The sequence below is a fragment of the Halegenticoccus tardaugens genome (assembly GCF_004116405.1).
Classification (GTDB): Archaea; Halobacteriota; Halobacteria; order Halobacteriales; family Haloferacaceae; genus Halegenticoccus; species Halegenticoccus tardaugens.
On sequence record NZ_SDIC01000009.1, the window covers coordinates 70,216 to 83,616 of the forward strand.

At 66.7% G+C, this 13,401-nt stretch carries 13 protein-coding genes; 8 read left to right on the forward strand and 5 right to left on the reverse strand.

Translation table 11 applies throughout. The annotated features are described in order from the left end of the window. Positions 1 to 9: 9 nt before the first annotated feature. The 3 genes from C3L37_RS20640 to C3L37_RS20650 all read right to left on the reverse strand — a co-directional run bounded on the left by C3L37_RS20640 (position 10) and on the right by C3L37_RS20650 (position 3,487). Positions 10 to 1,356 carry a glycosyltransferase gene (locus C3L37_RS20640; protein WP_129116435.1) on the reverse strand — a complete coding sequence of 449 codons (1,347 nt, stop codon included), beginning with the start codon at positions 1,354 to 1,356 and terminating at the stop codon, positions 10 to 12. A gap of 172 nt (positions 1,357 to 1,528) precedes the next feature. Next, a complete protein-coding gene (locus C3L37_RS20645) occupies positions 1,529 to 2,695 on the reverse strand; it encodes a cystathionine gamma-synthase (protein ID WP_129116436.1) in 1,167 nt (388 codons plus the stop codon). A 72-nt stretch (positions 2,696 to 2,767) separates the two neighbouring features. Further along, a complete protein-coding gene (locus C3L37_RS20650; RefSeq protein ID WP_129116437.1) occupies positions 2,768 to 3,487 on the reverse strand; it encodes a nucleotidyltransferase family protein in 720 nt (239 codons plus the stop codon). Between the two features lie 180 nt (positions 3,488 to 3,667). Here C3L37_RS20650 and C3L37_RS20655 point away from each other — a divergent pair, with 180 nt between their 5' ends. From C3L37_RS20655 to C3L37_RS20680, 6 genes are read left to right on the forward strand one after another with little or no spacing between them, the layout of a single operon-like run. After that, positions 3,668 to 3,958: a 50S ribosomal protein L21e gene (locus C3L37_RS20655; RefSeq protein WP_129116438.1), complete on the forward strand. Its 291-nt coding sequence runs from the start codon at positions 3,668 to 3,670 to the stop codon at positions 3,956 to 3,958. Beyond that, on the forward strand, positions 3,959 to 4,315 hold the full coding sequence (locus tag C3L37_RS20660) for an RNA polymerase Rpb4 family protein (RefSeq protein WP_129116439.1): 357 nt from the start codon (positions 3,959 to 3,961) through the stop codon (positions 4,313 to 4,315). Positions 4,316 to 4,357: 42 nt separating this feature from the next. Continuing rightward, positions 4,358 to 4,948 (forward strand): DUF655 domain-containing protein, encoded by a 591-nt coding sequence (locus tag C3L37_RS20665; RefSeq protein WP_129116440.1) that lies wholly within the window; start codon positions 4,358 to 4,360, stop codon positions 4,946 to 4,948. Between the two features lie 60 nt (positions 4,949 to 5,008). Continuing rightward, the gene (locus C3L37_RS20670; protein WP_129116441.1) at positions 5,009 to 5,893 is read left to right on the forward strand and encodes a 16S ribosomal RNA methyltransferase A; all 885 of its coding nucleotides are present in this window, start codon (positions 5,009 to 5,011) and stop codon (positions 5,891 to 5,893) included. Between the two features lie 7 nt (positions 5,894 to 5,900). Beyond that, the gene (locus C3L37_RS20675) at positions 5,901 to 7,064 is read left to right on the forward strand and encodes a mechanosensitive ion channel family protein (protein WP_129116442.1); all 1,164 of its coding nucleotides are present in this window, start codon (positions 5,901 to 5,903) and stop codon (positions 7,062 to 7,064) included. Next, positions 7,061 to 7,654 (forward strand): HemK2/MTQ2 family protein methyltransferase, encoded by a 594-nt coding sequence (locus tag C3L37_RS20680; RefSeq protein ID WP_129116443.1) that lies wholly within the window; start codon positions 7,061 to 7,063, stop codon positions 7,652 to 7,654. Before C3L37_RS20675 ends, C3L37_RS20680 begins: the two co-directional genes overlap by 4 nt. A 79-nt stretch (positions 7,655 to 7,733) precedes the next feature. On the opposite strand, the gene C3L37_RS20685 is transcribed toward C3L37_RS20680, so the two are convergent. Further along, on the reverse strand, positions 7,734 to 8,042 hold the full coding sequence (locus tag C3L37_RS20685; protein WP_129116444.1) for an ArsR family transcriptional regulator: 309 nt from the start codon (positions 8,040 to 8,042) through the stop codon (positions 7,734 to 7,736). A gap of 166 nt (positions 8,043 to 8,208) precedes the next feature. Further along, entirely contained in the window at positions 8,209 to 10,641 is a 2,433-nt protein-coding gene (locus C3L37_RS20690) for an MEDS domain-containing protein (protein WP_129116445.1), read from the reverse strand. 573 nt (positions 10,642 to 11,214) lie between these two features. On the opposite strand from C3L37_RS20690, the gene C3L37_RS20695 reads away from it, so the two are divergent. Together C3L37_RS20695 and C3L37_RS20700 are read left to right on the forward strand one after the other, a co-directional pair. After that, positions 11,215 to 12,228, forward strand: a complete 1,014-nt coding sequence (locus tag C3L37_RS20695; protein ID WP_129116446.1) for a 5-methyltetrahydropteroyltriglutamate--homocysteine methyltransferase — start codon at positions 11,215 to 11,217, stop codon at positions 12,226 to 12,228. Next, complete coding sequence (locus C3L37_RS20700; RefSeq protein WP_129116447.1) at positions 12,225 to 13,301, forward strand: methionine synthase; 1,077 nt, start codon at positions 12,225 to 12,227, stop codon at positions 13,299 to 13,301. Before C3L37_RS20695 ends, C3L37_RS20700 begins: the two co-directional genes overlap by 4 nt. Positions 13,302 to 13,401 lie beyond the last annotated feature (100 nt).

Consider the following 13,401-nt stretch of genomic DNA (forward strand, 5'->3'; position numbering starts at 1 on the left):
CGGTCGTCGTCATCCGGTTCGGGAGGTCGTGACGTACACGCTCGGCGAGTCGAGGACGAACTCGTCGATGAACGCGGCGGCGAAGACGATCGTCTGGAAGACGAGGTAGAACCAGAGCGTGAACGCCGCGAGGTATTCGAGCGGGTGGTGTCGCTCGCCGTCCCGCCAGTCCTGGAAGAAGATCAGGTACGAGACGATGACGGGGGCGATCGAGATGAGCGTCCAGAGGACCCACGCGTCGGGGACGAACGTCGCCGTCTTGATCTGCGTGAGGTGACTCAGGACGTTCATCGGCAGGGCGAGGATGAAGAAGGCGGGGACGATCGCGTAGGAGAACGTGTACACCGCGTCGAGTCGCTTTCGAAGCGAGACGGTCGGTTGCCACGGGAGCGTCGGGAGGTACCTGACGGCCACTTGCATCCAGCCGCGCGCCCACCTGCTCCGCTGGCTCCACCACGCCGAGAGCGTCGCCGGGTTCTCCTCGTAGGTGATCACCTGCGGGTCGACCTGCAGCTCCTTGCCCGCGGAGTGGATCTTCGACGACATGTCGATGTCCTCGACGAGCACCTCCTCGTCGAAGTCGCCGAGTTCGGTGAACACCTCGGCGCGGAAGAACGCCTGTCCGCCGCCGAAGACGGTGAAGCCGTTCATCACCTCACGCGCGAACAGATCCGCCTTCTCGGCGATGTGCCGCTCGACGGTCGCGTGCAGGGCCAAAAGTGAGTCGGTGGGGTTTCGGCCGTAGCAGCGACCCTTGACGCACCAGATGTCCTCGTCCGAGACGAACCACGAGACGGCGCGCCGGACGGCGTCGGGTCTGAACTGGTGATCCGCGTCGATGCTCGCGATGACGTCGCCCGTCACGTACCGGAGCGCGTAGTTCGTCGCCTTCGCCTTGCCGCCGCCGGGTTCGTCGCGCTCGACGGCTTTGAACAGGTCGCTCTCGGCCGCGGCGCGTTCTGCGATCTCCGCCGTCCCGTCCGTCGACGCGCGCTCGTAACAGATGACGACTTCGAGCTTCTCGCGGGGGTAGTCGAGCCGCTTGCACGCGTCTATGGTCCCCTGCAGAACCGGCTCCTCGTTGTACGCGGGAATCAAAACGCTCACCGTCGGAAGGTCCTCGTCCGCCACGTCCGAAACCGGGTTCACGTGCCGAAAGGCCAGCATCGACGAGACGAGCGTTCGACCCACCAGGCCCAAGAGCAACATCAAAAGCAGCGTGTTGATCACCTGCGCGTAGGCGTCGAACACGAAGAGTGGGACGAGCAATCCGGCGGTGAGGAGGCTTGCGACGACGACGTATCTCGCGATCGTCCTCACGGAGACGTTCAGTTCCTCAGCGGTTTTGACCTCCATCTCTCAACGTTATATCACGCGCTGAGCGGCTAAATGTGTCGGCCAGTGCAATTATATAAACAAATAAGCGATCTCCGTCCGAGCGCGCCGATCGATTTCTATCACGCCGGCGTTTCGAGGACGTTTCGTGTCCGTCTCGGGGCTCCGCGCCGGTCAGCCCCGCGCCCGCCGATCAACCCAGGACCTCGTCGAACGCGCGCGCTAAATCGGCCGTCTGGTCGTCGACGTGTTCGACGCCGACGCTGACGCGGATCAGCCCGTCCGTCAGTCCGGCGGCGAGTCTCTCCTCACGGGGGATGGCCGCGTGCGTCATCGCCGCGGGCTGTTCGATGAGGCTCTCGACGCCGCCGAGGCTCTCCGCGAGCGTGAACACCTCCGTGGTCGAGACGACTTCGCTCGCCTGTTCGAGCGAACCGTCGAGTTCGAAGCTGAGCATCCCGCCGAAGTCGTCCATCTGCTCCGCCGCGAGGTCGTGTTGCGGGTGCGACGCCAGCCCGGGGTAGTACACCCCGTCGACGGCGGGGTGCTCGTCGAGCCAGCGGGCGAGTTCGCGGGCGTTCTCGCAGTGGCGATCCATCCGGACGGGCAGCGTCTTCGTCCCGCGGAGCACGAGGAAGCAGTCGAAGGGGCCGGGCGTCGCCCCGACGCTGTTCTGGTAGAAGCCGAACCGCTCGTCGAGGTGGGGGTCGTTCGTGATCAGCGCGCCGCCGATCACGTCCGAGTGGCCGCCGAGGTACTTCGTCAGCGAGTGACAGACCACGTCGGCCCCGAAGTCGAGCGGCCGCTGGAGGTAGGGCGTGGCGAACGTGTTGTCGACGGCGCAGATCGCCCCGCCGTCGTGGGCGATCTCGGCGAGCGCGCCGATGTCGTTCACGTTCATGAGGGGGTTCGTCGGCGTCTCGACCCACACGAGCGCCGTCTCGTCGCGCACCGCCTCGCGGACGGCGTCGTGGTCGGTCGTGTCCACGAAGTCGAACGCGACGTCGTACTTTTCGTACACCTGCGTGAAGATCCGGTGGGTGCCGCCGTACACGTCGTCGCCGGCGACGACGTGGTCGCCCGATTCGAGCAGGTTGAGCACGGTGTTGATCGCCCCCATCCCCGAGGAGAAACAGCGGCCGTACTCGCCGCCTTCGAGGCTCGCGAGGTTGGCTTCGAGGTCCGTCCGGGTCGGGTTCCCCGTCCGCGAGTACTCGTAGCCGCGGTGGGTTCCGGGACCGTCCTGCGCGTACGTCGAGTTGGCGTAGACGGGCGTCATGAGCGCCCCCGTCTCGGGGTCCGGCTCCTGCCCGGCGTGGATCGCGCGCGTCTCGATGCGGAAGTCCTCGTCGTCGGTCATACCCGACCCTCGTTCCCGGGCGGCGTGATTCTTGCCCTTCGGGATCGCGGGCACTCGATGGCGGCGTGCGGTTCACTCGCTCCCGCGAAGCCGCCGCTCGGCTTCGTCGCGTTCCGCCGGCGTATTTACGTTCAGCACCCAGCCGTTGCAGTCGACGCCGACGAGCGTCCGTCGCGCCCTGACGAGGACGCCCATCGCGTCGCTGAGTTCGTACTCGCCCCGCGGGGATCGCCCGAGGAGGTCGCAGGCGCGGAACACCGCCGGCGTGAACGTGTGGAAGGAGGACGCGACGCGGCACTCACTCGGGGGGTCGTCGGGCTTGTTCTCGATCGAGACGATCTCGTTTCGGTCGTTCGTCCGGCAGAGGGCCTTTTCGCGGGCCTTCGTCTGCGAAACCCGCTCCAACAGCGTCGTCCCGACCACCTCCGCTTCCCGCTGGCGTTCGACGCACCGTTCGATCTCCGCGCGAACGACGCTGTCGCCGTCCATGACCATGAACGGCCCGTCGACGCGATCCCGGGCGGCCGAGAGCGCGTGCGCCATCCCCTCCGGGGACCCCTGTCGCGCGTAGCTGACGGGTACGCCGTCGAACGAGTCGCCGTACCGTCGGACGATTTGATCCCCCCGGTAGCCGACGACGACGATCAGCTCCGTCGCGCCGGCCGTGACGAGGCGTTCGAGACAGCGCGTCAGGAGCGGTTTTCCGGCGACTTCGACCAGGGGCTTCGGTTTGTCGTCGGTGAGCGAGCCGAGTCGCGTGCCCCTGCCGGCGGCGGGGATGACCGCTTGCATGGGCAACGTGGTCCGCGGCGTCGAATAGGTTTTTCTACGCCTCGACCGTCGAACCTGATCCTCCCGTCGTCTCCGACGCGCGCGCCGAGCGCGGTCGGCCGACGGACGTGGGACTCGTTCGCACCCGCGGTCGGGAACGCACCATTTATAGGGAAACCGCGGGTAGTGGTCCGCACGACTATGCCGAGTTCGAACGGTCCCATGAAGGGCACGAGGAACAAGCTGAAGAATCACCCGCGCGAGCGGGGCACGTCGCCGCCGCAGCGGGCCATCCAGGAGTACGAGGTCGGCCAGAAGGTCCACCTCAAACTCGACCCGAGCATCCCCGACGGGCGGTTCCACCCCCGGTTCAACGGCCACACCGGCGAGGTCGTCGGCAAGCAGGGCCGAGCGTTCAAAGTCCGCATCGTCGACGGCGGCAAGGAGAAGACGCTCATCACCCGGCCCGCCCACCTGCGCGCCCAGACGTAGATGACGATCTTCAAAGAGAAGCTCGACGAGGAGTACCTCACCACCTCCGAGGTCAAGGATCTCCTCGCCGAGGTCGAGGCCGAGCGCGCGGCAGACGAAGAGCGCGAGCTCCGGTACGAACTCGCCCGCGCCATCGAGCACGCCAACCGCTTCGCCGTGCTCGATCCGGCGGAGTCGCGCGAACTCGTCGAAGAGCTTCGGGAACTCGAGAAGGTCGACGAGGCGACGGCGTACAAGATCACCGACCTGCTGCCACGGGACCGTGACGAACTCCGCGCGGTGTTCGCGAAACAGCGGTACGCGCTCGACGGCGACGAACTCGACGAGATTCTGAACGTCGTCGCGAAATACGCCTGAGCGTCCCACCGTTTAAATATCCAGTGAGCATATCCTCCGCGTATGACTACAGCCGAGAGCGACGAGGCGGCGGACGACGAGCCGCGGTACGCAGTCGTCCTCGACTACTATCCGCAGGGTCGGCCCGACGACAACCGGCCGCAGTATAAGAAACGGCCGCTCGCGTACGCGATCGGGGAGACCGACTTCAGGCTGGTCGAGCTGACGTTCGCCGAGGACGCCGACGTCGGCATCGACGACCGGGTCGTCATCGAGCCCGCGTCCCAGCGGGAGGGAATCGAGCGGATCCGGGACGTCGAGTACGGCGACCTCTCGAACAACGCCGTCTCCGAACTCGAGTACGTCGTCGCGGAGATCATCGAGTCCGACGAGGAGCGCTTCGTCGACTTCTACAACGACGCCCAGCCGATCACGCTCCGCCTCCACCAGCTCAATTTGCTCCCGGGGATCGGCAAGAAGCTCAGGAACAACATCCTCGACGAACGAAAGCGCAGGCCGTTCGAAAGCTTCGACGACCTCGAAGAGCGCGTCTCGGGACTGCATCGACCCCGTGAAGTGCTCGCCGAACGCATCATCGAGGAGCTCCGAGACGAAGATCTCAAGTACCGGACGTTCGTCCGCCGCGATCGGTAGGGGGCGCGCCGATCGGATCCAAGCGGGAAGTTTACACGCGTCCGCCGAAAAGGGGGGTCAATGACCGAACCGGGTGCGTCCGAAGGGTCGAACGACGAGCGACCGTTCCGGGACCCGGACGCGCTCCTCCGTCGCGCGGGCGTCCGCGGGGACCCGGACCGCGATCAGCACTTTCTCGTCGACGATCGCGTCCTCGATCGGATCCCGGGCTACCTTCCGGCCGACGCGGACGCGAGCCACCTCCTCGAAATCGGCGGCGGGACCGGCGCGCTCACCGACCGCCTCCTCGCCGTCGGCGACCGCGTCACCGTCGTCGAGCGGGATCCGACGCTCGTCGGGTTCCTGCGACGGGAGTTCGCAGACGAGATCGCGTCGGGACGGCTGGACGTGGTCGAGGGGGACGCGCTCGACGTTCCGCTGCCGGCGTTCACGGCGTGCGTCTCGAACCTCCCGTACGGCGCATCCAGCGAGATCGCCTTCCGGTTGCTCCCCCGGAAGAAGCCGCTCGTCCTGATGTTCCAAAAGGAGTTCGCGGAGCGAATGGTCGCGGAACCGGGATCCGCGGCGTACGGGCGGCTCTCGGTGAGCGCCCAGCACTACGCCGACGTGGAGCTCGTCGAGCCCGTCCCGCCCGAGGCGTTCTCCCCCCCGCCCGCCGTCGACAGCGCCGTGGTTCGCGCCGTGCCGCGCGCGCCGGCGTACGAGGTCGACGACGAGGCGTTCTTCCTCGACTTCGTGAAGGCGCTCTTCACCCAGCGGCGGAAGACGATTCGAAACGGCATCCGCAACACGACGCACATCACCGGCATCGACGATCCGGAGGCCGTCGTCGACGCCGCGGACGAATCGCTCCTCCGAAAGCGGGCGGGGAAGCTCGCGCCGTCGCAGTTCGCCGAACTCGCGGCCCTCGCGGCCGACCGCGGGCGGGGTGGTGACGGTGGTTGAGCGCGTGATGTTGCAGACGACCACGTCGGAGCCGATGCGGGGGGTGATAAACGATCTGGCGTTCGAGACCCAGCTGCTTTTGACCGTGCTCATCGTCGTCGCCGTCTTCGGCATCCGGTACGCCGCCGGCCAGTGGCAGGACACCCTCGATCCCGGCGAGAAGACCCCCCGGAAATTGGTCGTGTCGGGCGGCGTGGCGATCATCACGACGCTCGGCGTGCTGTCGCTCATCGACATCTGGGAACTCGTCACGCCGCTTCAGGCGGCGGTGACGAACCTCGGCGGCGGCAACCTGCCCGGGAAAGTCCTCATCTCCGGCGTGCTGCTGGCGGCGACCTACGCGCTCACGGGGTTTCTCGGCCGCGCCATCGAGGAGTTGACGGGGCCGAACCAGGCGCTCAGCGAGCACGAGCGGGAGATCGTCTTCCGACTCGCGCAGGTGGGGCTGTACGCCCTCGTCCTCCTCGTCGTTCTCAGCCTGTTCACCCAGGACATCGGCAGCTTCCTCGTCGGCGCGGGTTTCCTCGGCGTCGTCGTCGGGCTGGCGGCTCAGCAGACGCTCGGCGCGATCGTCGCGGGGTTCGTGCTGATGTTCTCCCGGCCGTTCGAGCTCGGCGACTGGATCGTCGTCGGCGAGAACGAGAACGAACGGGAGGGGATCGTCACCGACATCACCATCTTCAACACGCGAATCCAGACGTTCGACGGCGAGTACGTGATGCTCCCGAACGACGAGATCGGCACGAGCGCCATCACCAACCGCACCCGCAGGGGCCGCCTCCGGATCGAGGTCGACGTCGGCGTCGACTACGACGCCGATCCCGAGCGCGCGGCCGAGGTCGCCGCCGCGGCGGTCGACGACGTCGAAGAAACGCTCAACGTGCCGACGCCGCAGGTCGTCCTGAAGGAGTTCGGCGACTCGGCCGTCCTCCTCGGCGTGCGCGTCTGGATCGACAACCCGAGCGCACGTCGCCTCTGGCGCGCCCGGTCGGCGGTCATCGCCGAGATAAAGCGCGCGTACGACGAGGAGGGAATCAAGATCCCCTACCCGCAGCACGAACTCTCGGGACGAACCGAGGAGGGCGGGTTCTGGCTCGCCGGGGGCCGCGACCGCGACGTGGAGGCGACGGCCGACGGCGGCGACCGGGACGGAGACGGGAGGGATCGGTGACCGACCGCGATCCGAGTGATGGGCGACGAACGCTCGCCGAGCGCCGCGGGCTGGAGACGCGCGTGTACCAGCCGGCGGAGGACTCGGGCCTCCTCGCGGAGGCGGCCGTCGAGCACGCCTCGGGGCTGGTGCTCGAAGTCGGGACCGGCTCCGGGTGGGTGGCCGAGACGGTCGCCCGCGAAACCGGCGCGCGCGTCGTCGCGAGCGACGTCAACCCCCACGCGTGCCGCGGGGCGAGCGCGCGCGGGCTCGAAACCGCGCGCGCCGACCTCCTCGCGCCCTTCCGGGACGGGGTTTTCGACGCGGTGCTGTTCAACCCGCCGTACCTTCCGACCGATCCCGACAACGAGTGGGACGACTGGATGGAGGCGGCGCTGTCCGGCGGCGAGTCCGGACGGGAGCTGATCGACCCCTTTCTCGACGACGTCGGGCGCGTCCTCGCGCCCAGCGGGATCGTCCTCCTGCTCGTGAGCAGCCTCGCCGGGTTCGACGACGTGGTCGACCGCGCCGAGCGTCGGGGGTTCGACGCCGAGACGGCCGTGCAGGAGTCGTACCCGTTCGAGACGCTGTCGGTGCTCCTGCTTTCGTGATCGCGTCCCGCCGACCGGACGGTCGGCGGGCCGGCTCCCGCGCCGAAAACGGAAACCGGCTCGGCGAACCCGCGCCGACTCACCGCGCGTCGTCGGTCTGACCGAGCGCCTCCTCAAATCGGGCTCCTCTCCTGACTTCGCCGTCGTCCGGATCCCATTCGATGACGTCCTCGGCTTCGAGCCTCGGCAGGTGCACGTGAGTCAAGTCCGCCTCGAGCAGCGCCACCGCTTCGTCCTCGGTATCGATGTCAGGGGGGACTCGGAGGTCGGCCGCGCCTCGGAGAGACGGCTCCAACCGCGCGAAGAGCAAAAAACGGCAATATTTGTCGGTCAGAACGTCCAAAACCACGTCCAGTGTCGATCCCGTCGTGTAGTCCTTTTTCGTCACGGATGACCTCCCCCGTCCGGACTCCGCGTCCATCGGTGCGATCACGGAAACAACGTTCCGTGGGTTCGGCGTCACTGAAAACGTAACTTCGAATATGTGGGACCCCCAGACGCGTCGATTCGAATTATTTAGAATCACTGGTCGCCGATTCGAAGCGGGCCGATCGTCAGGTGTTTTCGAACACCAGTTCGCAGAGTCCGCGTTCGGCCTCCCGGAGGTGATAGGAGAACGTCGACTGCGTGACACCGAGCGCCTCAGAAACGTCCTTTCCGGTTCGAACGCGCGGCGATTCGAAGAAGCCGCTCCGATAAGCCGTTTCGAGGACCTCGCGCTGGCGGTCGGTGAGTCGCTCCGCGAGGACGTTCCGCAGGTCTCGGCGCGTCTTGACCGTGCGATCACGGGTGCGACGAGCGACGAGTTCGGCTTTCGGATAGTGGACTCGTACGGTCTCGATCAGCTCGCGCACGTCTGCGGCGGAGGGGAGGTCGACGACGATGCGAGCGACGTGGTCCGCAACGGTGAGCGACCGGATAACGGCGTTGCTATCGAGAATGCGCGACGCGAGCGTCGATTCCGTCACCACCCCTTCGAAGAGACACTCTTCCTGCTCGTCTTCGATGACCCGCACGTCTTCGATGCCGGCCATCCGTCCCGCGCCGGCGAGAACGTCCTCCCGGGACTCGTTCGGCGCGGTGAAAAAGAGGCGGTCCGGACCCCCGGATTGGGGAACGAGGCCGTCGAAGCCGATCTCGCATTCCGCTTCGCGCGCGAGTCGGGCGAGGACGTCGTTCACCTCCGAGATTTTCAACGTCACCTCGGTAACGCCGTTCGTCCGGAGCGTCCGCCTCGTCTCCGCGGCACCGATCGCGTGGGCGATCGTCTCGCCCAGTTCTCCCAACACCGTCCGCTCCAGTTCCGAGAACGCGTTCGGCGAACTCGCGTACAGTGTCAACACTCCGTAGATCGATTCCTCGTAGACGAGCGGGATGCTGATAGTGGCTCGAAAGCCGTGCGACAGCATCGCTTCGCGCGACGGCTTGCACCTCGGATCCGTCAGCACGTCCTGAATCACCTGTATCTCCCTCGTCTGGAGTGCCGAGGCTACCGGTCCCCGTCCGGTCGACGCGTCGTCGGTGTCGATCGCGGCGGCGTCGACGTAGCCGCTCCCGTTCCCGGCTCGCGCGCGGGGGACGATCGCGTCCGTCGTCGAGTCCCGGTCGCCGACCCAGACGAACTCGTAGGGATCGAAGGCGGCGAGCCGTTCGCAGACGATTCGTTCGATCTCCGCCCGCGTGTCGGCGTCGACCAGCGCTTCGTCGATCCCTCGAATGACGCGATTGATTCGATTGAGTCGTTCCAGCCGATCGTTCTGTTTCCGGAGCGTGCGTTCGCGGTCGGCGCGGTCTAGTGCCGCTTCGATGTTCGCACCGACGGCGGTCGCCACGTCGACCGTCGGATCGTCGAAGGCGCGCGGACGCGTCGAGCCGGCGCAGAACACGCCGTGTCTCCCGAGCGGGACGATCACACCGCTTCGAAGCGTCGTCTCGGTCCCGTCGAGGTCGGTCGAGGTCGGGCGGTCGTTCAAGACCTCCGTCTCTTCGGTGACGAACGTGTTCCAGGCGAGGTCCGTGTAGCGCTCGGTGAAGCCGGTGACGGGGAGGTCCGAGTCGGCAGCGCTGCTGCTGCGACACATCAGCTCGCCGGTGTCCTCGTCGTAGGACCAAACCGATGCGAATGTGACGTCGAGGACGTTTCGAACGATGCCGGCGGCGCGGTCGGCGATGACGTCGCCGTCGAGGTACATCAACTCCTGCGTCGCCCGGTTGAGCGCGCGCAAGCCTCGCTCGCGCCGTTCGAGAGTCTCGTAGGCCCGGACGCGTTCGAACAGCGACTGACCGGAGTGGTCGGCGTCGGTGTCCGCGACCGAATCAGCCTCGGTCTCGGCGTCATCGTACGGGAGATAGTAGAAGTGCCGCGCGGCCGTTCCGCCGTAGACGAGGCTCGGGTGGGCGCGAACGATCTGGTTTACGATCTCCGGCTCGAAGCGTGCGACGTTGTACTGGCAAATCCCGACCACGGGCCGGTTTCTGTACACGGAATTGAGTATTCGCTCGTACTCGACCATCCGGTCGAGGCTGTGGTCGCCGTCGAGCACCCACGTCATCTCCCCAACCATCCGGACCGCGTCGTGCCCGTCGCCGGTCAGCTCTCGGATCGTCTCCTCGGTTGCGGCGACGGTGTCGGCCGGATCGAACGCCCCGCCCCGCAGGAACAACTCGTCCTCCGCGTGAAACGAGAGGTCCCCGGCGTCGACGGCGGCGTCGACGTCGATCCCTCCCTCGCGCATCGCGGCGGCGACCTCCGCTCTCGTGTTGTCGTCGTAGAGATAGTAACAGTGCTCTCCGCGATCGAGGCCGTCCCGGATCAGGGGGACGACGGCCGCGAACTGCTCGGCTCGGTTCGCGTAGAGGAGCGCGATGTGGTCGTGAAGCGAACCGTCGAGGTCGTGCTCCGACGCACGTGCGTCCGAATCGGAGACACCTGGGGCGTGCGAATGTGGTGCGGAATCCAAGCCGCTCCGGCGTTCGTCCCGACTCACAGTATCTCAGAGAGGGCCGTCCGACTCAATAATGTAGCGGTGACCGCGAGTCCACGTCCGCCGCGTCGGCGGCGTCGGTTCCGTCGACCCCCCGGGGGGAAGCGGGTGATTGGCGGTCGACGGAAATGACTTTGTGTAATCAGCACCGAGGGACCCTGGAGGCCGCGAATCGGCCATGTTACGGACGAACCCTTGTGGGGTTGAAGCAGCGAAGACGACCGAGGGGATCACGAACTCTTGTTACAGACGAACCCTTATGGGGTTGAATCCCCCATCGAGAGCGTCCAACGATCCGGTCGGGGTCCGCAGAAGAAGCGGCCGATCTTTGCCGTCTCGTTCTCGCCAGACGCCGATTCGTACGGTTCGTGAAAACCTCACTTCGGACACCTGACGGAACAGCGACCGGGCGGCGGCAACAGCGTCGACGGTCTCGAACCGATTCGGGATGCGTCCCCAGTTGGAACGAAGCTCGAAGCGTCGAGGAAACGGACGAAACACTTCGCCGGCGAGATAACTACCAAGCATTTCCGGTAGTAGCAAATATTAAACAGCGGCATTACGTACGCAGGGACGATGACCGAACTAGTCGCGACCACACCGGGGCTGTTCCCGCTGCCCGACTGGGCCAAACAGGACCTGTCGGACCTGAAAGGCCACCAGAAGGGCGACCTGATCGGCGGCGACGAGGGTCCCGAGATCGTCGAGGCGTACGACGACGCCCGCGCAGAGGTGATCGAGGACCAGCGAAGCGCCGGTCTCGACCGGATCGTCGAGGGCCAGCTCCGCTGGGACGACAACCTCGCCCACCCGCTCGCGGTCCACGAGAACGTCGAGACGGGCGGCATCGTCCGGTACTACGACAACAACAACTTCTACCGCGACCCCCGCGTGACCGGCGACCTCGGCTTCTCCGGCGACGTGGCGGCCGAGCTGGAAGCCGCCGCCGCGCTGCTCGACGCCGACTCGACCGACTCCCTCCAGGCCGTCCTCCCCGGCCCGTACTCGCTCGCCGACCTCGCGACGGACGAACACTACGGCGACGAGGCCGACTTCCTCGACGCCGTCGGCGGGTTCCTTGCGGGCGAGGTCGAGGCGTTCCCCGACCACGAGACGCTGTTCCTCCTCGAACCGTCGCTCGTCGAGAATCCGCCGGGCGACGACCTCGACGCCCGCGCGAGCGAAGCGATCGACGCCGTCGCCGCCGCGACCGACGCGGACGTGGTCGTTCACACCTACTGGGGCGCGCTGGAGGAGAAGGTGTACGCCCACCTGATGGACGCCGACGTGGAAGCGATCGGGTTCGACCTCGTCGCCGGGGATCGGGCGCAGACGCTGTACAACGTGAACGAGTACGGGGCCAAGGACGAGATCGGCCTCGGCCTCGTCGACGGACAGAACACGCTCGTCGAGAGCGCCGAGACGGTCCGCGAACGCGTCGAGTGGGTGCTCGATCAGGTCCCAGCCGGCGACTTCGACCGCGCGTACGTGACGAGCAACACCGAGCTGTTCTACCTGCCGGTGAACAAACAGCGGGAGAAACTCGCCGCCCTCGCGGAGGCCGCGAGCGCGACGGAGGTGGAAGCATGAGCAGAGATCCGAGCGCCAACCGCGAGCAGTTCCGACCGAAAGATCACCCCAACGAGCACTTCCTGCTCACGACCGTCGTCGGGAGCTATCCGAAGCCGAAGTGGCTCAACCGCGCGACGGATCTCGCCGAGGACCCCGACTCGAAGTTCACGGAGTCGCACCTCGACGAGGCGCACGACGACGCCTGTCGGCTCATCACCGACGAGCACGAGCGGGCCGGCCTCGACACCGTCGTCGACGGCGAGATGCGGCGCAACGAGATGGTCGAGTTCTTCGCCCACCGCATCCGCGGGTACGAGTTCAACGGACCGGTGAAGGTGTGGGGGCACAACTACTTCGACAAGCCGAGCGTCGCCGAGACGGTCGCGTACGACGAGCCGTGGCTCGTCGACGAGTTCGAGTTCACCACGGACGCGGCGTCCCGCCCGGTGAAGGTCCCCATCACGGGGCCGTACACGCTCGCGAACTGGTCGTTCAACGAGGCGTACGACACGGAAGAAGCGCTCGCCTACGATCTCGCGGATCTCGTGAACACGGAGATCGAAAAGCTCGTCGAGGCCGGCGCGCGCTACATCCAGATCGACGAACCCGCGCTCGCGACGACCCCCGACGACCACGCCATCGTCGGCGAGTGTCTGGAGCGGATCGTCGCCGACGTGCCCGAGGAGATCCGGATCGGTCTGCACGTCTGTTACGGCGACTACTCGCGCATCTATCCCGAGCTCAACGACTTCCCGATCGACGAGTTCGACGTCGAACTGTGCAACGGCGGCTACGAGCAGGTCGACGTGTTCACGGAGCCCGAGTTCGAACCCGACCTCGCGCTCGGCGTCGTCGACGCCCACACCGCGGAGGTCGAACCGGTCGAGGAGATCAAGGAGAACATCCTCCAGGGCTTCGCGATCGTCCCGCCGGAGAAACTCACGATCTCGCCCGACTGCGGCCTGAAGCTCCTCCCCCGCGAGATCGCGTACGGCAAGATGGAGAACATGGTGAAAGCCGCGCGCGAGGTCGAGGCCGCGCTCGATGCGGGCGAGATCGACCCGGAACAGCGGATCGCGACGGCCGACTGACGGCGATTTCTTCGTCTCCGCCTCCCGCTCTTTTTTTGCGCCGAACCGCGCCGTCTCCGTAGCTCCGAGCGACCCGATCGAAAGCCATCCGACGGACGAG

Bases quoted from the DNA above. Each gene is read 5' to 3' on its own strand.
- C3L37_RS20640 (WP_129116435.1), bottom strand. From the start codon at position 1,356: ATGGAGGTCAAAACCGCTGAGGAACTGAACGTCTCCGTGAGGACGATC.
- C3L37_RS20645 (WP_129116436.1), bottom strand. From the start codon at position 2,695: ATGACCGACGACGAGGACTTCCGCATCGAGACGCGCGCGATCCACGCC.
- C3L37_RS20650 (WP_129116437.1), bottom strand. From the start codon at position 3,487: ATGCAAGCGGTCATCCCCGCCGCCGGCAGGGGCACGCGACTCGGCTCG.
- C3L37_RS20655 (WP_129116438.1), top strand. From the start codon at position 3,668: ATGCCGAGTTCGAACGGTCCCATGAAGGGCACGAGGAACAAGCTGAAG.
- C3L37_RS20660 (WP_129116439.1), top strand. From the start codon at position 3,959: ATGACGATCTTCAAAGAGAAGCTCGACGAGGAGTACCTCACCACCTCC.
- C3L37_RS20665 (WP_129116440.1), top strand. From the start codon at position 4,358: ATGACTACAGCCGAGAGCGACGAGGCGGCGGACGACGAGCCGCGGTAC.
- C3L37_RS20670 (WP_129116441.1), top strand. From the start codon at position 5,009: ATGACCGAACCGGGTGCGTCCGAAGGGTCGAACGACGAGCGACCGTTC.
- C3L37_RS20675 (WP_129116442.1), top strand. From the start codon at position 5,901: ATGTTGCAGACGACCACGTCGGAGCCGATGCGGGGGGTGATAAACGAT.
- C3L37_RS20695 (WP_129116446.1), top strand. From the start codon at position 11,215: ATGACCGAACTAGTCGCGACCACACCGGGGCTGTTCCCGCTGCCCGAC.
- C3L37_RS20700 (WP_129116447.1), top strand. From the start codon at position 12,225: ATGAGCAGAGATCCGAGCGCCAACCGCGAGCAGTTCCGACCGAAAGAT.